Genomic DNA, 22,853 nt, shown 5'->3' with positions numbered 1-22,853 from the left:
CGATCTGTTCGATCGCCCTATCCCCTAAGCCTTGCTGTATAAACCTTTTAGCTAATTATTCAGCAAGCCCTAATTAATAAAATTGATATTGATTTTTCCCGCGTTTCTTAGCACGATACATCGCAACATCGGCATTCTTGACTAAAATTTCGGGTTCTTGACCGTCAATGGGATATAAACTAATGCCAATACTTGTAGTTACAGAAATTGTATGTTCTTCTAAAATAAAAGGCTGCATGATGGCGTCGCAAATTTTTTCCGCTACTTTCGCAGCTTCTTCTCGACCGGGAATTGCAGGCAAAATGACTGTGAACTCATCGCCGCCCAACCGCGAGATTGTATCGCTGCCACGCAAGCATTTTTTGAGCCGACTGGCAACTGTTTTTAAGAGTAAATCGCCCACATTGTGTCCAAGAGTGTCGTTGATTGACTTAAAGCCATCTAAATCTAAAAAGAGTAAAGCTACCAATTCCTGAGTGCTGGAGGCTATTTCTAGAGACTTATGCAAGCATTCGTAGAACATTTGGCGGTTTGGCAAGCCGGTAAGAGCATCGTGATAAGCTTGGTGGCTGAGCTCAGCATTTTTTTGTTCGAGGGCATTTGCCCGAAGTTGGCGCTCGGTAATATCTCTGATTGCTCCGACTAAAAATAGGTTGCCTGCAGCATCTTTATGTAGGGATCTTTTAGTCGCAATCAAATGCGTAATTCCGTGAGCGTCAGTAAAATATTCTTCATTTTCTCGCGGCTGATGATTTTGAAATACTAATTCGTTTTGCTGCCAAAATATCTCGGCTTCGGCGTGGGGAAATAAATCGTAATCAGTTCGGCAAGTTAAAATTTCTAAAGGATAGCCAATAAACCGACAATATGCCTGATTCAAAACTACGCAGCGGTGAGTTCGATCTTTGACAAAAATGGGGTCTGGAATTGTATCGATTAGCGATTGTAAAAATTCTTTAGACCGTTTTAATTCTTCTTGCAAGTGAGCCAGATAACCCACAACTGCTGCGCCAGAACCCACAAGACTGAGGATTGGAGGAATTAACGGTAGCCACCAACCTGCTAAGAATACTAAGTATAAAGTCGCACTCAGACCTAGACAGATACTTAATAAACAGTAAGCCGATCGACCAACCGATCGCAAATTCCAACTCACCTTTGCTCCGGCCCAAGACCACAGTAAAATCCACAGCAACTCCGCAGCCTCTGGCCAGACATTGATACCCCCGCGCCCGTCGAGGGCCGCACTCAAAATTTGGCTCAAGAAATGAGCCTGAAGCTCGACTCCCGGTATTTGTTGGGGAGGACCAAACCAACCGGAACTGTAAGCATTTTGGTAAAAGTCTCTGAGGCTGGGGGCATTTGAGCCGATCAAGACAACGCGCGATCGTACAAAATCAGCAGGTACTGTGCCAGAGAGCAAATCACTCATCGATGCAGTGCGAAAACTGCCTCGCGGGCCGCGCAGGTTGGTCAAAATTTGATAGCCACGGCTGTCCGATCGAACGTAAGCACCATCATTCGGTTGAAAAGACCGAAAAACCCCCTTGCCTAACTGCAAGTATTTAGGATTGATTCTTGCTGGTTGAGGGGAAATTCCTTCGCTTTTGAGGTAAAGCAAAGCCAGTCGGAGTGCGAAACTTTGATGAGTTTTGCCGTCTCCGGGCCAAGCATAGAGCAAAGTTCGCCGCACTTTTGAGTCAGCGTCGATGACAACATTGTTGAAACCAATTCGATCGAGCTTGTCAAGTACCTGAGGCGGGCGAACTCCGAGCCTGGTTTCGTCTGGCATCAACTCAATGCCGATTAAGTTGGGAATAGTTTTAAAAGTTTTGAGCAAGTCTGCGTTACCCGGTTGAGTTGGCAAATCTCGGTAAACGTCGAGGCCGATCGCCCGTGGCTTGCCAGCGTGCAATTTTTGCAGCAGTTGGGCCAAGACAGCATCCGAAATTGGGTAGCCGTATTTTTGCAAGTCAGCTTCCTTAATTTCTACAATGACGATTCGCGAGTCAATGGGTTCGGCCGGCCGCCAGCGCACAAAGTGGTCGAAAGCAGCCCATTCCCACACCTGAAAAAATCCGAACCAGCGCATTACAATGACCGTACTAGCAACGGCACTTGCAGTAATCAATACTCGGCGTTCTCTATCGACCCATTTTTTGATAGTTTTTAGCATATTTTGGGGATTTGGGCCTCGCCCTGTGAGCATCTAAACTACTACTACCTATAGGTTTTACATCTCCGAGTCGATTTTATATTTTAGATTTTAGATTATCCAATTTTTTAGTTTTTCGGTGTGGGCGAGTCGATTTTATATTTTAGATTTTAGATTATCCAATTTTTTGGTTTTTCGGTGCGGGCGAGTCGATTTTAGATTTTAGATTATCCAATTTTTTGGTTTTTGGGTGCGATCGGGCTGCAAGAGCAGAAACCGGGTTTTGCAACCAAAATATGTCATTTCAAAAATCATTCTGGAAGCAGAAACCCGGTTTCTTGCATTTTTATGTAAAATTTTTAGTAGTTATTTACTGATCTAAATACTAGAAAACCACAACTTGTTTAATTTTTTTTGTTACTAATTTTTACTATATTTTTATTGATTATAGATAGATGCCAAATTTTAGATTGATTTCGCAGCACTAGCCAAGAATAAACTAAGTTAAAAACCAGGATATTTCCTACCCATCAATCTAAAATCTGTTATCTAAAATCTCCACGTTTCCTGTTAGTTTTGAAAGTTGCGCGGACCGGTGTAACCCGATAAATCAGCGAGTTTATTCAAAGATTGCGTCCCCGAATAAAACTGACCATTAATCTCCCATGTCGGGAAACCTTTAACATTCGCAGCAGCAGCTTGGCAAATTTCAGCACGGGAATTTTGCCCCCTGGGATCACATTCAAAATAATCAATTATTTTGGCTGCTTCTTTGCCGAACAGCATTTTTTGGTCGTGGCAGTGGGGACACCAATAAGCGCCGTACTCTTTAGCGCCAATTTGTCGGAGGTGGCGGGCCAAAGCAATTTGTGCCGGGCCGGAGGTTGTAGTGACTGCAGGGGGTAAAATTCCGGGGGTAGAGACAGTAGGAGCAGGTGAGTTGACGCTGTTATAAAGTCCCAAGGCACCGATCGAACTCACCATTGCCACCAAAATGCCTGTAAACACCAACTGTCCGATATCTTCCCACTCGCGCCCGACTAGCACCAGCACAAACAGCGACAGCGAAAATAAGGCAGAAGTGATGCAGTAAATGCACACTTCCTGAATTTCAAAAGCCATCAAATACACCAAATAGCTGCTGAAAATTACCATCGCAGCGGTGATGATAAATAGCGCTTGCCAAGTTTTGTTTTCTAGTTGAGAGTGCAGTCCTTTCTTGGTGTCGGGATTTACAGCTTTGGGAGCCCATGCCAGGATTGCTATGCTCAGGTAAGCCAGACAGCCTAACAAACTTAAAGGCACTGTACCAAAGACTGTAGCGTAGGGACTGTTGAGAACTTTGTCGCAGCCGCTGGTGGGACAAATGACCGAGCCAGTCGTGAATTTAGCGATCGTGAGATAGGCCGTTTCTACGACGCCTATGGCTGCGATCGCTGCCATCAGAGTCCTAGACCAGCGATGAATCCAAGGAGTTGAACGTCGGCGAATCATTTTTTGATTTGGTAATTTGGGAATTGGGAATTTTTGACTGTTGACTGTTGACTGATGACTGTTAATTGTTAACTAATGACTGATAACTACTGACTACTGACTACTGCCAACTGCCAAATGACTTACTGCCAACAGTCAACAGTCAACAATTCCCATTTTACGTTTTACTTGTGAGTTTGCCCGGTTCCGGTGTGGGCCCTCTTGAGCCATTAGCGTCTCTGTTTTCCTGTTCGCGCTCTTTCTGTGACAAGCTGCGGCGGGCGGCTTCTACAAACTGACTGACGCGGATCGGATCGATGGGCTGCTCGATGCGGCCGTTTCGCTTCAGGGAACTCGATACGATTACGCCGTCAGCGGCCTGCATGAGGGTGGAAATGTTTTCCCAGGAGGCGCCGCTGCCGATGAAAACTGGAATTCCCGCCGCTGCTGCACTCGCGAGTTCTAAGTCTTCGAGATTGGGAGGGCTGCCAGTTGTCCAGCCAGAAAGGATCACGGCGTCGGCTAAAGCGCGCCCGATCGTCTCTTGAACGGCTGTGGTCAAGTTGGGGCTGCCTAGGGGGCGCCCGTGCTTGACTAACACGTCTGCTAATATTTTGACATCGCTGCCCAATTCCCGGCGGTAGCGCAGTAGCTGGTGAGCTTGGCCTTCAATTAAGCCTTGGTCTGTAGCCATGATGCCGTTGAGGACGTTGACGCGGATGAATTGAGCTCCTGTGCAGGAGGCGATGGCGATCGCGCTTTGGGCGTCGTTTCGCAGCACGTTAACGCCGATCGGCAGCGTCACGAGATTTGTTAGCCTCTCGACTACCAGAGTCATGGCACTTACCACAGCCGGATCTACGCTGTCTTTGGCAAAAGGAGCGTCGAAAAAATTCTCGACAATGATACCGTTTGCGCCACCAGAAGCCAGCGCTGTAGCCTCTTGCTCGGCTCTTCCGATAATAGCTTTGAGGTTTCCGCCCCAGCGGGGAGAAGTTGGCAAAGGCTGTAAATGTACGACACCGATTATGGGATTCGGCGTTTTGAATATTTGTTTTAAGTCCACGGATTTTCCTGAAACCACCAAGTTCACTGACGGCTGACGGCGGATTTTGACGGTATATTCTAGAATTCTATATCCACGGGGGCGATTCGGTTGACTTAATCGGGTCGCCAAGTTGCTCAAACCCCGCAGCCATAACAGTTTAGATTTTAGATTTTAGATTTTAGATTTTACAAAGGCGACCTACTCACCTCACTTAAAGACGGATACTTGCTTCTAGACAGGAGCCTTGGAAAGCAAAAAAGTTTAGATTTTAGCGAGATCTCCCAGATTCATCTTTGGAGTCAATGCTTTAATCTTTAATCTAAAATCGACTGACTACAATCGGGGTTGAGAGCTTGACTGCAGTTGCATTCTTTTTTATACCTTGGTGTCGGCAGGGGTTTTTCCTTCTCTATCGACGAGGTTAAGTGGTGAAAGTTTTTCTGATAATTTTGGCTGTCACCGCAGGATTATCGGCAGCAATCGAAGTGCTGCTGCGGCTGCTGCTGGGTTTTGGTAATCCTTTGATTTACATTGCCGATGCCGAGTGCGGCTATTTGTTGGCGCCCAACCAGAAGGTGCGCCGCTTGGGCAACCGGATTGAGATTAACGAGTATTCGATGCGTAGTGGAGCGATCGCCCCGATAGCCCCTCCAGAAACTCTGCGCCTCTTGCTGTTGGGAGATTCTGTCGCCAACGGCGGTTGGTGGACACATCAGACAGATACGATCTCGGAAATTATGGCTCGGAATTTGAGACTGCTAGTACAGAATCTGGCGAACCATACACAATTAGGTCCACAAGTCAACTATTCAGATTTTGAAGTTTTAAACGCCTCAGCCAATTCTTGGGGACCGAGGAATCAACTTGCTTACGCCCAGCGGTTCGGTGTTTTTGGGGCAAAGGCTTTGGTTTTGCTGCTCAATACGGACGATTTGTTTGCGTCGGCTCCCTGTTCTCTGGTTGTGGGGCGCGATCGATCTTACCCAGATCGCAAACCCCGATCGGCTACGCTAGAGTTATTGAGCCGCTACCTACTACCGGGAGCGCCGACTCCCCAATTGGCAGCACCCGCAGCCACAAGCAGCGATGTAGTAGGCTCCAACTTAGAAGCTATTCGCCAAATCCAGAAAATAGCTGTATCCGCCAACGTCGAGTTTTTGCTAGCTGTCACGCCGAAGCGGGGCGAACTCGGCGGCCCGGGCCCTCGCGACTGGGAAGTCAAAGCTAGAGCGCGTCTCGCCGAACTCGTAGAAACAGAGAAAATTACTTACATAGATTTTCTTCCCATTTTCAATTGTGCGGCCGAATTTCCAACTTTGTATCGAGACAGCATTCACCTCAGTCCTCAAGGAAATCAGCTAGTTAGCAAAACCATCAGCCGTCAAATAGTCGCTCTTTTTTGGCATAAATCGTGACTTCACCTAAAGACGGATACTTGCCCACGACTCCTGTTGTCGAGGGCAAAAAAGTTTAAACCTTAGTTCAAGCCCCCACATTCATCTGCAGAGTCAATCTAAGATCTAAAATCGTTCGACTCAGCGCAACTCGACGCTCGCACTCGCCGAACTTCTCACGCCGAATAGCCCAATCTCAAATCGACTGACATCGAATCCGGTTGCATGGGAACAGTTACCCTCTTCAACGAACAACAAACCCAAACTGTAAAAGCACCCGGAAACGACACGATTTGTCTCGATTTAGCTAACCTGCAAAGTAGACTCTAGCTCTTTCGGATACCAAGCTTGACCGTCGAGAGCCATTTGCTCGATCGAACTCGCAAGCCGCAGAGCTTTGAGAGCTTGTTCTCCTCCCACAGAAGGCTGATTTCCACCCCGCACGCAATTAATAAAATGCTCCAATTCTGCGTGGAGCGGTTCAATATTGCTGGTGTAAACTTTCTCGATCAACCCATCTTGACGGTAAAGCACCTGACCGTAATCCGTCACGTAATTGGCGGTTGTTTGTCGGTGAATCAAGATTTCGTTGTTGAGAAAATCTGCCTCTGTCAGAGAATTTTTGCAGTGAGCCACGATTGAACGGAGTTTGCGGTGCGTCACCTTACTGGCAGTCAGGGTGGCGACAATGCCGTTAGCAAAGTTCAACGTCGCTGTCACGTAGTCTAAATAACCTGAATCTGAGGCCCTGCTGCCGCTGGCCGTCAGCTTCACCACTTGGGAATCTGCCAATTCCAGGAGCAAGTCGATGTCGTGGATCATTAAATCCAAAACTACCGATACGTCGTTAGCCCGCTGGGAATAGGGACTCATCCGGTGAGCTTCCAATGCCAGTAACTCTTCAGTTTTCAGCACTTTGCCGAGTTCCTGAAAAGCTGGATTGAAGCGCTCGATGTGACCCACTTGTAAAATCCGGTGGGCCTCAGCAGCCGCGTTGACCAAAGATTCGGCTTCGGCAATGCTAGCCGCGATCGGCTTTTCAATTAAAACGTGAACACCCGCTTGGAGACAAGACATCCCCACAGGGTGATGCAGGCGAGTTGGAACGGCGACGCAAACTGCATCTACGTGGGCGAGCAAATCTCGGTAGTCTTCAAAGAAGCGAACCCGGTATTTGCTTGCTACATCTATTCCCCGCTCTACATTTATGTCTGCAACACCCACGAGTTCGATATCTTTTAGCAAGCTCAGAACTCGCGTGTGATGCTGGCCCATATTGCCAACCCCAATCACCCCAATGCGGAGGGGTTCGGGTTGACTTCGCTGGGCGAAAACGTTTGCGTATCCCAATGACATCCTATCTAGCACTCCTGGATTCTCCTCCACCACCACAGGAATCAAGCCCCTTGGCTTCCCTCAGCTACTCACAGCCATCCAGATAGTACCACAGTCAAACTATTTGTGAAGAATTTCTAAGTTCAGTTTTAGGATTATAGCGTCAGGCAATCAACAGGCACTCAAACAGAAGCTACTTATACACAAGGGCAGAATACTGGGGTAAAATTTCTGGAAATTGCGTATTGACAAAATTAATTAACTATGCAGCACGATCGGGGACGATCGTCCGCAGCATCGCCACAACACAAACCCGTCGGAATATTTGGCGATTACTAGCAAACATTTTTCTGGTTTCGGTTCAAAAGTAATAGTGAAAATCATAAAAAATTATACAAATATTACAAATGCCGCATTCGTATTACTTCAGTTATTTACATTTGGCAATCTTTGAATTATAAAAAAATGACGTTAAGAATGCGGATAATTACGGGCGATCGCTCACTCAAATAAATTACACTTACGTAAAACCTAATAAAGAAAACAATGAATCAAAAACAAAGGCACAGATTAGGAAGTGCGATCGCTAGCACAATTTTAAGTTTGTTTTCAGCGGTGTCATTGGTAGGAGTAGACCAAGCACAAGCCGCCGTACTCACCTACAATGTTAACCATAGCAATTTGAGTTTTTTCAAGGTGAATAACTCCTCCCTTACAGGGATAGGATATGAATCAATTGCCGTTTCCGAGGGAAGATTGTACGACTACACTCTTGGCGTCGCGGGAGCCAAAGAATACTACGATTTGGCAGGGGCTAGTGTTGGATTTTATCAAGGGGAGTTCCGCGGACTGAGCACATCCGGCTATGACCAGGCGATCGTAGAATTCGACGAAATCAACAAGCTAGACTACAGGGTATTTTGGTCTATCTTTCCCTACCCGACGGGTCCTACTACGTCGGTATCTGTAGTAACTGGGTATAGGGAGGTCATTTATTATCCATATCAAGATATCGATAGACGTATCTTCAACTATGACGAGGTTTATTATACCCTAGTGGATACTGCAGCCGAACAAATTCCCGAACCGATCGCCGTTGGGGACACAGCTTTAGCATTGGCAGGTTTAAGCTGGTTAAAACAAAAGAAAAAAATGGCAGCTTGACGTGCGATCGCACCTCCACAATTAAGCACTCAGAAGTCACTTTTCAAAGAATATTCGAGTTGCAAAATTTTGCTCTCGATTGGGAGACAGAGCTCTAGCTTTCAAAATCGCAGCTACCAAAAACGCATAGGACAAAACTCCTACCAACGCCAGCAAAAGTACGCTGACGGCTCCCGACGCATTCCACAAAGCGTGAAGTGCGGAAGCACTGAAATAGCCTACGCCCAAAATTTGCCAGCGCTTCCTAGGTTTGAGGGCGCTCAAACCGATAAAATATCCCAAATAGCCGCTGTAAGCCATGTGTCCGGCGGCGGAACCCAAAATGCGGGGAATTAGCAACTGCAATCCTACTAATTGTCCGGCTTCCGGCCCTGCTTGCAGGGTGACATTTTGGATGACATTGGGAACGTACTGCCCCAGAGTTTCTAACAGTGTAAAGCCGACTGCCGAAGCACTTCCTAACAGAATTCCGTCTAAAGGTTCCCAAACACCAATGCGATCGCGCCACGGATTTCGCAGCCAATTTCCCAGCAACATCGCTCCCAAAACGGGCAGGGCTTTCAGCAATTCTTCCATCAAACCCGCCCCGAAAAACATTCTGGTCAAAAAAGGCAAAAAACTGATTGCTTCGCCTTCGGCTGGCAGGCGACCGGGCAAAATTTCTCTAAATACTAATATAAATCCAATCAATAGGGGGCTGATCACAATCAGGACAGTAGCTAAAGCCGAACCAAGCAATACCCACCACGGTTTGTGTTTGCCGCACAGTTGATACATAAAGTAGTAAGCCGCACCGGCGAGGTAAGCTGAAAGCAGCAAGTTGAACGCTGCAGAATTGCCAACGGCGACAAACATCGACACGACAACAATAACTGTGGCAATACCTGGATATAAGTAAGCTTTTTGGCTTAATTGTTTGCCAGTGGAGGCGATGGGGAATAATTGAGTTAAAGTGAGAGCATCTTTTTCGCTACCAGCAAAATTGCCCGTTTGGGGTGCAGGGAATCCGGGTTGATTTTGGTAAGGGGTTACGGGAGATTCAAATATAAATTCAGGGCCGTCAAGGCCGAGACTGATGCGATCGCCTGTTTCTAAAGTTTGGCAGCCAGAGAGCTTTTTTCCGTTGATATAAGTTCCGTTAGCGCTGTTGAGGTCGCAAATTTCCCATCTCGTCAAAGTACCCTGAGTTAGGGGACGGATCGTGGCATGGCGACGGGAAACCATGCCGTGACCGATCGACTCTAAAGCTATTTGACAATTGCGATCGCGTCCGATGAGCAATTCCCCTTCTTCAGAAAGTTGGTACTTGGACGCTGGGGTTCCCGCAGCATCTTTGGCTGGCACTTGTCGCAGAAATCCGATTTCATTAGTCATGAGTTATAAGTCATTAGTCATTAGTCATTAGTCATTGGTCATGAGCTCGCGAGCTGTTAGCTGATGTTATTTTTGAGCAGTCTTTATTCCACAGTTATTGGTTGTTAGCTGCTGACTAATTACTAATTACTAATTACTAATAACTGCTGACTAATGACTAATGACTAATCACTCTGCTTATAGATTTGCCCTGGCATCCTGAACGGCTGCATAGAAAAATATGCCAGTTAGCGGTACGCTCAGGGCGAGGATGATGCCCGTGACTAAATTGCCAAGTTGAGCTTCTCCTGATGACAGCTCAAAGATCGAGCCGACTGCCGCGATCGCAGTGATGCACGAAAGAGCTAAGAGTAAACCACTTTTCGGAGTTCCTGCCATCATACTGATTTTACTGCCTTTGGGGAAAATTTATGCTTGACTAATGCTTCATTCAGTGCCAGCTTGTTTTCTACTCTGTCTACAAACAGCACTCCGTTGAGGTGATCCATTTCGTGCTGAATTGCCCTCGACAGTAACTCTGTTGCTATCAGGGTTTGTGGGCGGCCGTATTCGTCGCGGTAGGAGACTTCAATGACTTCTGGGCGTTTGACTTCTAAATAAACTCCCGGAATGCTCAAACACCCTTCTTGCAAGATGCAGATATCGCCGCTGCTACTTTTGATGGTGGGGTTGATCAAAACAATTGGGGGTGTGGCGGGGTTTTCCGGGTCACAGTCGAGGACAATTACTTGTTTGTGGACTCCGACTTGGGGGGCTGCCAAACCGATACCGTCGGCACTGTACATGGTTTGCAGCATTTCTCGGACTAGCTGCCGAATTTCTGCATCGACGCTTTTGACGCGCTTGGCTGGCTGCCGCAGGACGCGATCGCCTAATGTGTGTATTGTTAGGGGCGGTTTTTCTAACTTTTTCTTTTCAATCAAGACCTGAGCCGTCATAGAACCTCGCGGGATGTTTGGAAACCCCCAACTAAAGCTGTTGGGGAATGAAATTGGAACCAATACTATTATTTTCAATATTAATCTAATTTTAAGTAGCCATGACTGGAAACGCACCAAACCAACGGCCGGTTATTTCTCTGGGGCTTTCGCCTGTTTTAGTGGTGGTAGAGCTTTTAGGTGCGATCGCGCTTTTGCTGGCTGTTTTGCTCATCGTCAAGTTTTGGGCCGTTTTGCCCGATCGAATTCCGATACATTTCGGCTTGGGGGGGCTGGCTGATGCTTGGGGCGACAAGGTGACGATTTGGCTCATGCCCGCGGTTGCTGTCATTATTTTTGCCGTTTTAACTGCGGTTTCGCGCTATCCCCATACTTTTAATTATCCGGTACCGATTACTTCTGAGAACGCTCATCGGCAATATCTGTTGGGCAGAGGCCTTTTGGCTTGGCTGAAGGCGGAGATTTGCTGGCTGTTGGCGTTTGTGGTGCGACAGCAAATTCTTGTCGCTTTGGGCAATGGTCAAAGGTTTAGTGTGGAGTTGATTTTGGGGTTCCTTGTTTTGATATTTGGAACGGTTGGCGTGTATTTGCTCAAGGCTTATTCTGCTCGCTAGATGTAGGGCAAAAAACTTCTTACATCATACCCAAAAATAAAGTTTTTTGGTATGATATTTTTAACTGTAAGTAATATTATCCTGTATAAATAATAAATTAGTTGGTATTTAGGACTAAAGTCATGTAAATTTTATGAGTAGTTTAGTCCTCAGTACAAAGTTTTTTGAGGGCGGGTAATTGAGGGGACATGATAGTAATCACACGCGAGAGGTTTGTGCTACGGTAAATGCCATCGACTAACCCATCAGATATGTTTGCTTATTGTTCATCGGCAATACTCGCAACTGTCGATTTTTTAAATCTGGTTCTAAGCCTAGTTCTTCCATGGGAATCACGCCCAACAAAACAGCAGAAACGCCTTCGGGCAATTCTAAACAATCAAATCTGCCCTCTCTCCCCTCTACAATAATTTGAGCGTCTGCAAAAATTCTACCTTTTTTGATGCCAGCCGATGTTTCTACATCTCTTTCTCCTACTTGTTTTAAACCTAGTTGGCTAATAATAGGAGCTGGCAAGGAAAGTAGTGTCGCTCCGGTATCGACAACAACGTTATCGAGGGTAACACAGCGAACTTCCTCAGCACCAATGAATCCCCGTTCAGCCATAACTAGATCGATGCGATTGGTGACGGTGATTGTCGTGATTACTTGACCCATTTGTTTTTCTTGTAGATTGGGGAGTACCAGGGTCATAATATGTTACCTGTTTGAGTGTAATTAGTGGATGTTTCTATTGTAATGCTATCTATAATCCTGCGAAAGTTAGTTAAAATCGTTTTAATGACCGGCTAAAATTAGAATTTGCCTCAACGCATGACACCAGAAAACAACTCTTCTCAACCCAATCGCCCTGAGTCTAACGTGACTGTAGAAAGTCAGAACGGTGCGAGCTCTACTGTGCCACCAGAATCAGGGACAATCGTCGTTACTGCTGAACCGGAAAAACCGGTGCCGCCGCCTCCAACTCGCAAGGTTTTTTTGCCGCCGCAGCCGGAACAAACGACTGCTGAGAAGTCGGGGTCGGTGGTGACGCTGGGGTTGATCGCAGCGATGATTTTTGGGCTCGCAAATGACAACATTTGGCTGGGCTTAATTGGCGCCGTAGGTGCGATCGGCCTATCGCTGCGGCTGATGTGGCCGAGTTGGGGCAAAATCTGGGCGCAGGTAATTCCGCCGACTTGGCGCACTCTGATCGTCGCCTGCTTCGGGCTTTTAGCTGGGATTGTTGGCTTGCTGATGCTCAGCGGTAGTAATACTGAACCGGGAAGCCGCAACATCCAAATCAACTGGGACGCCATCGGCGCTCTCGGCGAGTTGATCGGCGCTTTGGGCCAAATTTTGATCGCTATTTTGGGCGTTTACGTGGCTTGGCGGCAGTACGTGATCTCGAAAGATTTGACGATTCAGCAAAATCGAATTACGCAGCAGCAAACGATCGATGCTTATTTTCAAGGGGTTTCCGACTTAGCCCTTGACGAACAAGGGTTTTTGGAAGACTGGCCGCAGGAAAGGGCGATCGCAGAAGGCCGCACCGCTGCGATTATGAGCAGTGTAGATGCTGAAGGTAAAGCTAAAATTCTGCGGTTTTTGTCGCAGTCGAGATTGGTTACTCCTCTGAAGCGCGATCGGCTTTTAGGCCGCCCCATCCTTGACGGCGACGGCGGCTACGCTGAAGACAGAGATCACGGTATCCGCGTTATCGATCTCAATGTCATGTTAGCGGGTGCTGACCTGGCTGGCACCGATTTGCGGTGGACGGATTTGAGTGAAGCCAACCTCGTCCGCGCCAATCTCAGCAAGTGCGATTTAGTGAAAGCCAACCTCTCGCGCGCTGTCTTGTACGACGCCAATCTCGCTCGCGCCGACATGAGAGCGGCCGCATTATTCTACGGCTCGGCACAAACTGCATCCCCTCGCAGCCGTACCGAATTTCCCAACTATCAAACGGGCGAACATACCGGCGCTGTGGTGGAACGTGTTGATTTCACCGGTGTCAAGCGGCTGTCGGAGGAGCAGCGCTATTACTGCTGCGCTTGGTGCGGCTCGAAGTCGAGAGAGACTATTCCCGGCGGCTGCGAAGGGATTCCCAATAAACTCGGACGTTAAAATTAGCAGTACGGCTGTACTTAGGTATATATTTGGCGATCGCTTGGCAGCGGACTATACTTTAATTTTAAATCTACAGTCTTGCGCTCTTTTAGCCCTGACAAATAAGGATTTAAGGCTAGAAGTAATTCCGCGCCTGGAGCGCTCCAAAAGCCGGGACGGGTTAATTTTTGTTGCTGCTAGGTGCTTTTTTAGGGGACGATAAATGGCACCTAGAAAGCACTAATTTAGGTAACAGCTATGCAGATGATGGGCAGCAGCATTCTATGGCTTTTTAGCCGCTGTTACTTTTGCTAATGCGCGGCTTCACAACTCTGGGAATGCAAGTGAAGTAGCAGGGCTAATAATTAATATTTGGGAGCTTTTTAGTATATTAGTGGCAGATTTAAGCTATTAGTAAAGTTGCCATAATTTAGGGCAGTTGCTATTTGTTGTATTTGTGAAATAGGCTGAGCATTACAGTCGGATATTTCGGTTTTGGATCTTTAACGCTACTCATAAATTCCGTTGATAGGCAATCATTTCACCCCTAAGCTTACGGTATTGTCGAGCTTTCAATAGCACTCGGTTTGGTGTTGATTAATCCGCCTTGTTGGGGATATGGTGTTATGAAATTATTTGCTACATTTCTGCTGTACATGACTGTGAAATTTGCTGCGAGGGTGTAGGTCGCTTAAGACACTTCTCCATATCTTTTGCATAAACTTAATTTACTCTATTTCCCAAGCTGCCTGAAAAAAGTCTCTTTCGCATAGCATAGCGTAGCGATAGGTTGCTTCTACCTCTGGCCCAGCCTCTGCGTAGCGATCGACCAAACTTTCCAGCCGTTTTGCTAAAATCTCAAAATCCGAGCTGCTATAGGTGGAAATCCAGTCGCTAAAGGCGTGTTCCGGTATATTAGGTTTAGCTAGCTGCTGTCCCAAAAAAGCATACAACCGCAAGCAAGGAGTCATGGCGGCTACTGTCAAACCTACACTACTCCCCCAGGCTGTCGCTAATAAAAAATCTGTGTAGCGGCGGGTAGCGATTCCCGGTTTTGCCTCTTGCAAGTTTACCCCCCATTTGGCTGCATATCCTTGATGCAAACGAAGTTCTTCTAAAACGCCGCTACCGAGATTGTGGAGGATTTCAAACCCCTCCCAGTCGGGTGCTTTTGCCGCAGCGATACTGTAAGCGCGAGCGAAGGCTCCCAGAAAAAATGCGTCTTGTGCAACGTAATATGCAAAACTATTTTGGGGGAGGCTGCCGTCAGCAATGCCTCTGACAAAGGGATGTTGCAGACAAGCTTCGCTTAAGTCTTGATTTGCTTGCCAAAGATAATTGGAATTTGTCATGCCATTTTGAATCTAGGGGTTATGATTGTAATTTTTATAGTCTGACTAAACATCTATAATAACAGATGTTTTTGCTTGGCGTGTGTCACTTTTATGGTATCTTTTATTTTTCGTATTTAAGAAAATAGATAAGTTTTGGTATGCGGCTATGTTGTGGGCTGCTGTTGTCTGCCTAAAAGAGCGAAATTACGTGCCGAACCTCTCTCGTGAAGCAGCCAGGGTGTTTGGCGAAAAAGAAACTTTTGATTGAACGGTTGAAAAGCCGATTTTTAAACAGAAACTGCAATGAACGATACACCTAAGTATTCCTTGGTAATACCTATCTATAACGAAGAAGAAAATCTCGCTGAACTTTATCGGCGAATTAGTGCCGTGATGGATCGAATGGACGGCGCAGTAGAATTAATTTTAATCAATGATGGCAGCCGCGATCGCTCTCTCGAACTTTTGCGAGAATTGCACGAAAAAGACTCGCGAATTTGTTACCTCAGTTTTGCCCGCAATTTCGGTCATCAAATAGCTGTAACTGCTGGTTTAAACTTTTCTAGAGGTCAAGTTGTCGTCATCATGGACGGCGATTTGCAAGACCCGCCAGAGCTAATTATAGATATGGTACAACAGTGGCGGCAGGGCTATCAAGTTGTTTACGCTCAGCGCACTCAACGCCGTCAAGAAGGTTGGTTTAAGCGGTTGCCAGCTTATATGTATTATCGCATTTTGCGGCATCTTGCGGATGTTGATATTCCCATAGATACCGGAGATTTTTGTTTGATGGATAGGTGCGTGGTGGACGTGCTAAATGCGATGCCTGAACGCAACCGCTACATTCGGGGACTGCGCGCTTGGATTGGTTTTAAACAAACGGCGGTTAAGTTTGAACGCGATCCGCGTTTTGCTGGGGAGGTCAAGTATACATTCAGAAAATCTTTGAGTTTGGCGATGAATGGTTTAGTATCTTTTTCCAAAGTTCCCCTCCGACTTTCGATTTATATGGGGTTATTTGCGGCATTTGTATCTGTGTTAATGGCTTTTTTGATTTTGTATTGGCGGATTTTTTATCCAAGTTCTGCCTTAACAGGTTTGACAATTGTGATGATGGCGGTTTTCTTTTTGGGTGCGGTGCAGTTGGTTAGTATTGGGATTTTGGGCCAGTATATAGGGCGTATTTACGAGGAGGTGAAGGGCCGGCCGCTTTATACTTTGGCAGAAGTGGCTGGTTTTAGTGATCGACACCGATCGCCAAAATAATTTTAGCAAACAACTGTTAACTCATCGTGCCTCAATTATCGAATTTATGAGATAATTTAAGATCGTAAAATCTTCTCAAGACTGATGTTTAAACTTTACGAGTATTCGCCCTCGGGCAATTGCTATAAAGTTCGCTTGCTCTTAACTCAGCTTAATATTCCCTTCGATCGCACAGAAATTAATATTCTCGAAGGAAAAAGCCGCACACCTGAATTTTTGGTCAAAAATCCCAATGGCCGCATTCCGGTGTTAGAAATCGAACCGGGTAAATTTCTATTTGAATCGAATGCGATTATGTTTTACTTGAGCGAAGAAACTGAGTTTTTTCCCACGGATAAATTTGAACGCGCTCAAGTCATGCAGTGGTTATTTTTTGAACAGTACAGTCACGAACCTTTTATTGCTACTTCTCGTTTTTGGTATATGACAGGGAAAGCAGAAGAATATCAGGAAGCACTTCAACAAAAACAAGCACCGGGTTATGCTGCTTTGGGGGTGATGGAACAGCATTTAGCAGAAAATGAGTTTTTTGCGGGCGATCGCTATACTATTGCTGATATCGGTTTATTTGCTTATACTCACGTTGCTGACGAAGGCGGATTTGATTTAACCAGATTCCCGGCAATTCAAACTTGGATCGATCGCGTCAAGAATCAGCCTCGATATATTAGCATAGCGTCTTAACAAACCTCAATGTGTGAATTACAATCAAGTTTCAATTTAATTACGAATCAAATCAGGGAGATATGAGACTCCATGAAGCAATTGCTGCTTGTGATTTTTCGCGGATACAAGAACTTATTGAAAATGGGATTGATGTCAACCAATTGAACTGTAAAGAAGGTTCAACCCCACTAACCGAAGCAGTGTTTTTGGGTCACTTTGAAATTATCAAAATTCTTATCGAAGCAGGAGCAAATTTACAGCAATTCGACCATCAACCTGCAACGCCATTAGGAATGGCTGCTGAACTAGGTAACATAGAAGCGGTACAACTGTTACTGCGGGCTGGAGCTGATTTTAATGCTGGAGGTATACAAAGTCCATTAGATCGTGCTGTAAGTCAAGGTCATATAAATGTTACTAATATATTAATTAACGCAGGTGCTGATGTGAATTCAACAGATGAAATTGGTTTCACTCCTTTAATGATAGCAGCGCTATCCGGGGATCTTGATGTTGTGCAACTTCTGGTTGAAGCTGGTGCAAATGTAAATGCGGTTGATGAGTATAAAAATACTGCTTTAAGGAAAGCTTCTGAAAACAGTCATCAGGATGTGTTCAACTACTTATATCCGCTAACAAATGCCAAATTTCCCTATATTGATGAGGGAATTCCATTTTAAACGAAATTACTAACAGCTACATTTTGTCCGGTTTCGCTCGATCGCCTCGCAGCATCTGCCACCTTCAAAGCGTACAAACTACTGGCGTTATCCACGTACAAATGCGTACAGGTTGACAAATATTTCAACACCATATCCGTGTCTTGAGCAAACAAGCCGCGCCGCGTTCCTACTTTGATAGTGTGCCAATTTTTTCCCTGCATTAATTGACCGGATTCTGGAGTAAAAAACAGCGTTTATTCTGCTCCGTAGATGGTAAAAATGTTTTCCGACTGCCCAAAAATCTTTCTTTTTCCATAAACAGCTTCAGCGACAAAGCCATTGGCCAAACGCAACTGTGCGTTGCACAAACAAGCTTTGTAGAAATCGGGCTGAGTGTCCCAAAATATGGCATCTGCCGCATCTTGAAGAAAAATCTATAGCATCGCCACCACAATCAGAATCAAGATAATCGGAGTCTTGAACTGATTAAGCAACAGTATCAATGCGGTCGATTTGTGTTTTTGTTTGAGGCTGTTTGCGCCGTACTCGCTCAGGCTTTGTTTCGCATCATGACGGCTTAATTCTGCGGTTGTAGAGTGCGTCTGCTGAAGCACCTGCTCTGTGGGTTAGCTCCGAAATGTTGACTGTGAATTAATTATTTTATATCCTATTTTTATTCTTAGTCTTAATGCCTCTAACTAAAGAAGAACCTTAGGTAAGTTGATAATAAAGCTTGTCCCCTTGCCCTCTGCACTTTCAACCGCCAGTGTTCCTTGATGCGCCTCAGTAATATTTTTTGCTAAAAATAATCCTAATCCCCAGCCGGTTTGCTCCTGGGCAGAAATGGTTCGACGAAATTGTTGAAAGAGGATGGATTGAGCGTCTAGGGCGATCGGATCGCCTTCATTATGAATAGTAAGGCCGATCTGCGTTTGGGTTTGCTGGAGTGTGAGTGTAATCGGCGTACCAGGCGCACCATATTTCACAGCGTTAATTGCTAAATTTTCAATCACCCGCCGTATTTCTTTACGGCTGCAAAAAGCCCTGATATCAGAATCAGAGACGACAATAAACCGCTCTCCATAGGCGAAGCTCAAATCTTCTACTACCTCTTGGACTAGCATCTCAAAATTGCATTCTACAAATTCCATCTTTAAGCTCTGCCCTGCCCGCAGCCGACTCGCATCAAGCAGATTTTGAATCATCGAATCCAGCCGATTAATCGCATTGAGCATCCTCGCGGCCACATCCGTGTGGGTATCTCCTCGTTCCAGCCGCCGCAGAATTAGTTGAGTTCCCATTTTTACGATATTGATGGGATTTCTGAGGTCGTGAGTTAGCGTCACCATAAATAGTTCTTGAATATCTCGCAGCGTTTCGGAGAATTGAGTGGCCGCGTCATTAACGGCTTGCTCAATGGAGCCGATAATAATGTCTCGATCGCGCACTTCCAAAGGTGCTTCTTCTTCTAAAACTTGAAATATTACTTGACGGAGGAGGTGATACTCGAAAATGAGTTGACTGATAGAGTAGTCAGCATACCCCGCCCGTTCATGCCCGTGCAGCTTGCCAATCCGGGTGCTTTCTACCTCGTCGGCTGTGATTCGGGCAGGTGTCCTGACAATTCTGTTTGAAAGTTTATCTACCAGTTGGTTTAACTACAGAGGTAGGGAATCTTGCCAGACAAGAGAAGTTTGATGCGTTGATGCACCGATTTCATCCCGCGCCCGTTTCTCCCAGATCCGCATAATTGTTTCAGAATTTTGTTTAAGACGGTCAGACGCTTGGTTGGACATCGATTCTGATTTTCTGGATGAGTCCCTGTTGAGAGCTCATTATACAGCTATTTTGAGGTAATGCGAAGGACACAGAAGCCGGGTTTCAGCAAGAAACTCGGCTTCTGGGGGGTACTTTCTAAAGGTGAAATCTGCGCTAATTACTGAATTAAACCCGCAATGATATTAATACTCATCGCTACAATTGCGGTATTCAAGAAAAAGCAGAGAATGCTAGGGAGTCAAGCTCATCGCCTCAGCCCGAGGTAGTCTGTACCTCTGAAACTTGAGCGATCGTGCCAATAACAAAAGAAGAGTTTGCGTAGATTTTTGAGGTAAGGTCACGGTCGATAGGATTTATTGATGTTTACCTACTTATTGAAGTTTCCACGCAATTAGACCAACAAGCGCAATCAGACCTAAGGCTCTACGAAAGTAATTGACGCCTTGAAATAATTCTTCCCAAGCCCAAGTAAACAAAGAGCCAAAAGCTACTATATCCAACGCTAAATTAATTTGCCCTGTTGTAACAATGAGCTTTAATAAACTAGCTACAATCCCGACAATCAGCGGTAGATTTGGCGGCTGAGCTATAACAATTTGGCCTTCGCTGTCCCGGAATGTGCGATCGAACAATGTACTTTCTGTATTTTCCATGAGTTTCTCCTGTAGATGTAATAAAAGGTATGAATTGAGTTCAAGGGCTTACACAACTATTTCTTGATAACGAATCCGAGGCATAATTAGACCCTTCCAAAGAAAAAAGATTGATTAGCCACCACATGAGCTTAGAATTTATCTAGCTGTTTTTCTCACATCGCTTGGCTCATTCTTATTAATTTTTGGATATTTTTTATATTAGGATTAAATATTTTAAATATCCTCTATCGATTGGAACAGTTTTGATTAAAATCAAATCTATAATTGGACAGAGATAAGTGAATCATGAACAGCAATATGAGTATTGAAAAATCAAGCACATAATCGCTTTCCATTTCGAGTAATTTTTTAGCTTAAGTTTTTCAATACTTGTTAAATCTGACGTTTCACATCGATATTTAAAATTAGAAGGATGTCTAACTATGAAGAATTATACAGAAAGTTTCTATATAACATCCCAAATAAGGATTTTTTTAAGAATTGTTCCGAATAATTTTTGCCACAGGAATATTAGACGGAAATCTTCTGTACAATACCCCTAATCAGGATGTTATACAGATTAGCTCACTGGCTATGACCTCAACTCCCCCGAAGAAACTCCTCGACTTAGCCGGATTTGACTTGTAGGGTGCGTCAGACGAAATTCTACAACGAATATCGAGGGTTTTATGTTCCGGGGCACCCTACTAAGCTGTTCTGTATCTAAATTAGCTATTGCGAAATCGTGAAACCTTTGCATTGCCAGCCGGAGAGGTCGCTGGGATAGCATCGTTTAAATGCAGAACAGCTTATTTATATGTACCACTTGCGTAAGTCGTGTTATTAAACAATCGATCGCACCAATCCACCCTCGACTCGCAAGGCGGCCCCATTAATTGCAGAAGCTACAGGACTAGCAACAAATGCAACTAATGCAGCAACTTCAGACGTTGTAGCAAATCGCTGAATCAGTGAAGATGGACGAGTCTTGGTAAAAAATTCTTTTTCAACTTGTTCGGGTGAAATATTTTGATCCTTAGCAAGTCCTTCGATAAAAGTTTCCACTCCTTCGGAACGGGTTGGCCCTGCCAATAGTGTATTAACCGTGACACGGCTGCCTGCGGTTGTTTCAGCTAAACCGCGACTCAACGCCACTTGTGCTGTCTTGGTAACGCCATAGTGAATCATTTCGACGGGAATATTCAAGGCAGATTCACTAGAGATGAAAATAATTCGTCCCCAATCTTTTTTTAGCATCAGCGGTAAGTAATGGCGCGAGAGCCGAACACCGCTCATAACGTTTACTTCCAGAATGTTCATCCATTCCTCATCGGAGATATCTTCAAATGCTTGAGAGCCATAAATTCCCAAGTTGTTGACCAAAATGTTGACTTCTGGCACTTGTTGAAGCAATAATTCAACTCCTGCTTGCGTTCCCAAATCGGCAGCAATTCCCTGAAGTTTGGCATTCGGGACACTTTGCTGAAGGATATCGAGAGCATCGTTTACGCGCTCTTGCGTTCTGCCATTGACAATGACAGTTGCTCCTTCCTGGGCAAGTGTCGTGGCGATCGCTAGTCCAATTCCGGCGGTTGAACCGCTGACGAGTGCAACTTTATCGGATAGTTGGAGATCCATACTTTCTTAAACCAAATAATGTATAAGCGATCTAGGGTTTCAACTTGCTCAAATCATCAAGCAAGTGCCGACTCAATTAGTCGCAACCTAATCCAATTTTACCACCATTTTACCCACATTTGTGCCTTCAAAAAGACCTATGAATGCACCCACCGCTCCCTCGATTCCTGTCACCACTGTTTCCTTGTTCTTCAGTTTGCCAGCTTGGAAATAGCCGCCCACTTCCTGTTCAAAATCACTCTGGCGATCGAGCCAATCCCTAACGATTAGCCCTTTCATCGTCAACCGTTTGGTAACCATATTAAATAGATTGGAAGGGCCGGGCTGGGGCTTTTCCTCGTTGTAACCGGAGATGCCCCCACAAGCGATAATTCGGCCGTACACGCGCAACGCCGAGAGCGCCGCTTCTAGGGTTTCGCCTCCTACGTTATCGAAATAAACATCAATTCCGTCCGGTGCTGCCCGATTGAGTTGTTCGAGGACGGGGCCGACCTTGTAATCGAAGGCGCGATCGAATCCGCATTCTTCCAGCAGAAACTTGACCTTCGACCCTGAACCTGCTGACCCGATGACATGACATCCGCGCAATTTCGCTAGTTGTCCGGCGACATTTCCCACCGCACCTGCTGCTCCCGAAACAAAAATAACATCGCCGGCTTTGACCTCTACCAAATTCAACCCAACCCAAGCGGTCATGCCCGTCATGCCGAGGGCACCGAGGTAAACTGAGAGCGGTTGAATCTCGCGGTTGACCTGATGCAAATCTTTTGGTGCAGCTATAAAGTATTCTCGCCAGCCATACTGGGAAGTGACAACATCACCCGGCTTTAATTCCTGGGCGCGCGACTCGATGACTTCGCCGACAGCACCGCCTTCTAGCGCTTTACCTAACTTGAACGGGGGAACATAGGATTTCCCCTCATTCATGCGACCGCGCATATATGGATCTACCGAAATGTAGAGATTGCGAACGAGCACCTGCCCCTCTTGAAGTGGCTTTAGTTCTGTTTGTGCGATCGTAAAATTATCGGCGGTGGGCATCCCCTTGGGGCGGGAGACTAGCTGAATTTCGCGGCTGATTGTATTTGTCATAATTTTCTCGTTATTGATTAGGCTTTCACAAATCGCTCGACTTGAGTTTTATCTGTTGTTTTTAACATTTGCTAAAGGCATGGAGGCCAAAGATTAGATTTATTTAAGTTCTATTCCTCTGGTTTTCTTAATAAAAAAGGCAGCGAAAAAGATTGAGATTGCTGCGGCCAGGGCGTGTTTTTAACCCGGAGAGCCGCC

The 22,853-nt window shown here is 45.7% G+C and carries 23 protein-coding genes; 8 read left to right on the top strand and 15 right to left on the bottom strand.

Features of this window, described 5'->3' with window-relative positions:
• Nucleotides 1-73: 73 nt before the first annotated feature.
• The 3 genes from QUA23_RS22800 to btpA all read right to left on the bottom strand — a co-directional run bounded on the left by QUA23_RS22800 (nt 74) and on the right by btpA (nt 4,694).
• The gene (locus QUA23_RS22800) at nt 74-2,209 is read right to left on the bottom strand and encodes a CHASE2 domain-containing protein (RefSeq protein ID WP_445243517.1); all 2,136 of its coding nucleotides are present in this window, start codon (nt 2,207-2,209) and stop codon (nt 74-76) included.
• A gap of 516 nt (nt 2,210-2,725) precedes the next feature.
• Nucleotides 2,726-3,649: a vitamin K epoxide reductase family protein gene (locus QUA23_RS22795; protein WP_333078232.1), complete on the bottom strand. Its 924-nt coding sequence runs from the start codon at nt 3,647-3,649 to the stop codon at nt 2,726-2,728.
• Nucleotides 3,650-3,806: 157 nt separating this feature from the next.
• Nucleotides 3,807-4,694: a photosystem I biogenesis protein BtpA gene (gene btpA / locus QUA23_RS22790; protein WP_333078231.1), complete on the bottom strand. Its 888-nt coding sequence runs from the start codon at nt 4,692-4,694 to the stop codon at nt 3,807-3,809.
• 410 nt (nt 4,695-5,104) lie between these two features.
• Between btpA and QUA23_RS22785 the strand changes: the two genes are divergently transcribed.
• Entirely contained in the window at nt 5,105-6,091 is a 987-nt protein-coding gene (locus QUA23_RS22785; RefSeq protein ID WP_333078230.1) for a GDSL-type esterase/lipase family protein, read from the top strand.
• A 282-nt stretch (nt 6,092-6,373) separates the two neighbouring features.
• On the opposite strand, the gene QUA23_RS22780 is transcribed toward QUA23_RS22785, so the two are convergent.
• Nucleotides 6,374-7,426 carry a Gfo/Idh/MocA family protein gene (locus QUA23_RS22780; protein WP_015178266.1) on the bottom strand — a complete coding sequence of 351 codons (1,053 nt, stop codon included), beginning with the start codon at nt 7,424-7,426 and terminating at the stop codon, nt 6,374-6,376.
• Nucleotides 7,427-7,650: 224 nt separating this feature from the next.
• Between QUA23_RS22780 and QUA23_RS22775 the strand changes: the two genes are divergently transcribed.
• Together QUA23_RS22775 and QUA23_RS22770 are read left to right on the top strand one after the other, a co-directional pair.
• Nucleotides 7,651-7,776: a hypothetical protein gene (locus tag QUA23_RS22775; protein WP_333078229.1), complete on the top strand. Its 126-nt coding sequence runs from the start codon at nt 7,651-7,653 to the stop codon at nt 7,774-7,776.
• A gap of 175 nt (nt 7,777-7,951) precedes the next feature.
• A complete protein-coding gene (locus QUA23_RS22770) occupies nt 7,952-8,569 on the top strand; it encodes a hypothetical protein (RefSeq protein WP_333078228.1) in 618 nt (205 codons plus the stop codon).
• Nucleotides 8,570-8,605: 36 nt separating this feature from the next.
• Here the strand turns inward: QUA23_RS22770 and QUA23_RS22765 are convergent, their stop codons facing one another.
• The 3 genes from QUA23_RS22765 to def form a co-directional block, all read right to left on the bottom strand.
• Nucleotides 8,606-9,943, bottom strand: a complete 1,338-nt coding sequence (locus QUA23_RS22765; RefSeq protein WP_333078227.1) for a PrsW family glutamic-type intramembrane protease — start codon at nt 9,941-9,943, stop codon at nt 8,606-8,608.
• A 177-nt stretch (nt 9,944-10,120) separates the two neighbouring features.
• Nucleotides 10,121-10,321, bottom strand: a complete 201-nt coding sequence (locus tag QUA23_RS22760) for a hypothetical protein (protein WP_199292547.1) — start codon at nt 10,319-10,321, stop codon at nt 10,121-10,123.
• Entirely contained in the window at nt 10,321-10,881 is a 561-nt protein-coding gene (gene def / locus QUA23_RS22755; protein WP_190659061.1) for a peptide deformylase, read from the bottom strand. The genes QUA23_RS22760 and def overlap by 1 nt, the downstream gene beginning before the upstream one ends.
• A 101-nt stretch (nt 10,882-10,982) precedes the next feature.
• Here def and QUA23_RS22750 point away from each other — a divergent pair, with 101 nt between their 5' ends.
• On the top strand, nt 10,983-11,495 hold the full coding sequence (locus QUA23_RS22750; RefSeq protein ID WP_333078226.1) for a DUF1648 domain-containing protein: 513 nt from the start codon (nt 10,983-10,985) through the stop codon (nt 11,493-11,495).
• Between the two features lie 237 nt (nt 11,496-11,732).
• Here QUA23_RS22750 and QUA23_RS22745 read toward each other — a convergent pair whose 3' ends face one another.
• Entirely contained in the window at nt 11,733-12,188 is a 456-nt protein-coding gene (locus QUA23_RS22745; RefSeq protein ID WP_333078225.1) for an aspartyl protease, read from the bottom strand.
• Between the two features lie 120 nt (nt 12,189-12,308).
• On the opposite strand from QUA23_RS22745, the gene QUA23_RS22740 reads away from it, so the two are divergent.
• Entirely contained in the window at nt 12,309-13,601 is a 1,293-nt protein-coding gene (locus QUA23_RS22740) for a pentapeptide repeat-containing protein (protein WP_333078224.1), read from the top strand.
• 710 nt (nt 13,602-14,311) lie between these two features.
• Here the strand turns inward: QUA23_RS22740 and QUA23_RS22735 are convergent.
• Nucleotides 14,312-14,935 carry a TenA family protein gene (locus QUA23_RS22735; protein WP_333078223.1) on the bottom strand — a complete coding sequence of 208 codons (624 nt, stop codon included), beginning with the start codon at nt 14,933-14,935 and terminating at the stop codon, nt 14,312-14,314.
• 285 nt (nt 14,936-15,220) lie between these two features.
• On the opposite strand from QUA23_RS22735, the gene QUA23_RS22730 reads away from it, so the two are divergent.
• The 3 genes from QUA23_RS22730 to QUA23_RS22720 all read left to right on the top strand — a co-directional run bounded on the left by QUA23_RS22730 (nt 15,221) and on the right by QUA23_RS22720 (nt 17,529).
• Nucleotides 15,221-16,183 carry a glycosyltransferase family 2 protein gene (locus tag QUA23_RS22730; RefSeq protein ID WP_333078222.1) on the top strand — a complete coding sequence of 321 codons (963 nt, stop codon included), beginning with the start codon at nt 15,221-15,223 and terminating at the stop codon, nt 16,181-16,183.
• 84 nt (nt 16,184-16,267) lie between these two features.
• On the top strand, nt 16,268-16,867 hold the full coding sequence (locus tag QUA23_RS22725; RefSeq protein WP_333078221.1) for a glutathione S-transferase family protein: 600 nt from the start codon (nt 16,268-16,270) through the stop codon (nt 16,865-16,867).
• Nucleotides 16,868-16,929: 62 nt separating this feature from the next.
• The gene (locus tag QUA23_RS22720; protein ID WP_333078220.1) at nt 16,930-17,529 is read left to right on the top strand and encodes an ankyrin repeat domain-containing protein; all 600 of its coding nucleotides are present in this window, start codon (nt 16,930-16,932) and stop codon (nt 17,527-17,529) included.
• Here QUA23_RS22720 and QUA23_RS22715 read toward each other — a convergent pair.
• The 6 genes from QUA23_RS22715 to QUA23_RS22695 form a co-directional block, all read right to left on the bottom strand.
• Nucleotides 17,526-17,732 (bottom strand): hypothetical protein, encoded by a 207-nt coding sequence (locus tag QUA23_RS22715; protein WP_333078219.1) that lies wholly within the window; start codon nt 17,730-17,732, stop codon nt 17,526-17,528. The two genes, QUA23_RS22720 and QUA23_RS22715, sit on opposite strands and share 4 nt — an antisense overlap.
• Nucleotides 17,733-17,945: 213 nt before the next feature.
• Nucleotides 17,946-18,125, bottom strand: coding sequence for a cation-transporting P-type ATPase (locus QUA23_RS31140; protein WP_445243516.1), 180 nt, complete (start codon nt 18,123-18,125; stop codon nt 17,946-17,948).
• Nucleotides 18,126-18,209: 84 nt separating this feature from the next.
• On the bottom strand, nt 18,210-18,959 hold the full coding sequence (locus QUA23_RS22710; RefSeq protein ID WP_333078235.1) for a HAMP domain-containing sensor histidine kinase: 750 nt from the start codon (nt 18,957-18,959) through the stop codon (nt 18,210-18,212).
• A 702-nt stretch (nt 18,960-19,661) separates the two neighbouring features.
• Nucleotides 19,662-19,943 carry a hypothetical protein gene (locus QUA23_RS22705; RefSeq protein WP_333078218.1) on the bottom strand — a complete coding sequence of 94 codons (282 nt, stop codon included), beginning with the start codon at nt 19,941-19,943 and terminating at the stop codon, nt 19,662-19,664.
• An 825-nt stretch (nt 19,944-20,768) separates the two neighbouring features.
• The gene (locus tag QUA23_RS22700) at nt 20,769-21,563 is read right to left on the bottom strand and encodes an SDR family oxidoreductase (RefSeq protein WP_333078217.1); all 795 of its coding nucleotides are present in this window, start codon (nt 21,561-21,563) and stop codon (nt 20,769-20,771) included.
• An 87-nt stretch (nt 21,564-21,650) separates the two neighbouring features.
• A complete protein-coding gene (locus QUA23_RS22695) occupies nt 21,651-22,655 on the bottom strand; it encodes an NADP-dependent oxidoreductase (protein ID WP_333078215.1) in 1,005 nt (334 codons plus the stop codon).
• Nucleotides 22,656-22,853 lie beyond the last annotated feature (198 nt).

Source organism: Microcoleus sp. Pol1C5, assembly GCF_036701115.1.
Lineage (GTDB): Bacteria > Cyanobacteriota > Cyanobacteriia > Cyanobacteriales > Microcoleaceae > Microcoleus.
Note: the sequence above shows the minus strand (reverse complement) of the source record. Positions and strands in the feature narration are given on the sequence as shown.

Bases quoted from the DNA above. Each gene is read 5' to 3' on its own strand.
- QUA23_RS22800 (WP_445243517.1), bottom strand. From the start codon at position 2,209: ATGCTCACAGGGCGAGGCCCAAATCCCCAAAATATGCTAAAAACTATC.
- QUA23_RS22795 (WP_333078232.1), bottom strand. From the start codon at position 3,649: ATGATTCGCCGACGTTCAACTCCTTGGATTCATCGCTGGTCTAGGACT.
- QUA23_RS22780 (WP_015178266.1), bottom strand. From the start codon at position 7,426: ATGTCATTGGGATACGCAAACGTTTTCGCCCAGCGAAGTCAACCCGAA.
- QUA23_RS22770 (WP_333078228.1), top strand. From the start codon at position 7,952: ATGAATCAAAAACAAAGGCACAGATTAGGAAGTGCGATCGCTAGCACA.
- QUA23_RS22765 (WP_333078227.1), bottom strand. From the start codon at position 9,943: ATGACTAATGAAATCGGATTTCTGCGACAAGTGCCAGCCAAAGATGCT.
- QUA23_RS22760 (WP_199292547.1), bottom strand. From the start codon at position 10,321: ATGGCAGGAACTCCGAAAAGTGGTTTACTCTTAGCTCTTTCGTGCATC.
- def (WP_190659061.1), bottom strand. From the start codon at position 10,881: ATGACGGCTCAGGTCTTGATTGAAAAGAAAAAGTTAGAAAAACCGCCC.
- QUA23_RS22750 (WP_333078226.1), top strand. From the start codon at position 10,983: ATGACTGGAAACGCACCAAACCAACGGCCGGTTATTTCTCTGGGGCTT.
- QUA23_RS22745 (WP_333078225.1), bottom strand. From the start codon at position 12,188: ATGACCCTGGTACTCCCCAATCTACAAGAAAAACAAATGGGTCAAGTA.
- QUA23_RS22740 (WP_333078224.1), top strand. From the start codon at position 12,309: ATGACACCAGAAAACAACTCTTCTCAACCCAATCGCCCTGAGTCTAAC.
- QUA23_RS22735 (WP_333078223.1), bottom strand. From the start codon at position 14,935: ATGACAAATTCCAATTATCTTTGGCAAGCAAATCAAGACTTAAGCGAA.
- QUA23_RS22730 (WP_333078222.1), top strand. From the start codon at position 15,221: ATGAACGATACACCTAAGTATTCCTTGGTAATACCTATCTATAACGAA.
- QUA23_RS22725 (WP_333078221.1), top strand. From the start codon at position 16,268: ATGTTTAAACTTTACGAGTATTCGCCCTCGGGCAATTGCTATAAAGTT.
- QUA23_RS22720 (WP_333078220.1), top strand. From the start codon at position 16,930: ATGAGACTCCATGAAGCAATTGCTGCTTGTGATTTTTCGCGGATACAA.
- QUA23_RS22715 (WP_333078219.1), bottom strand. From the start codon at position 17,732: ATGCAGGGAAAAAATTGGCACACTATCAAAGTAGGAACGCGGCGCGGC.
- QUA23_RS22705 (WP_333078218.1), bottom strand. From the start codon at position 19,943: ATGGAAAATACAGAAAGTACATTGTTCGATCGCACATTCCGGGACAGC.
- QUA23_RS22700 (WP_333078217.1), bottom strand. From the start codon at position 21,563: ATGGATCTCCAACTATCCGATAAAGTTGCACTCGTCAGCGGTTCAACC.
- QUA23_RS22695 (WP_333078215.1), bottom strand. From the start codon at position 22,655: ATGACAAATACAATCAGCCGCGAAATTCAGCTAGTCTCCCGCCCCAAG.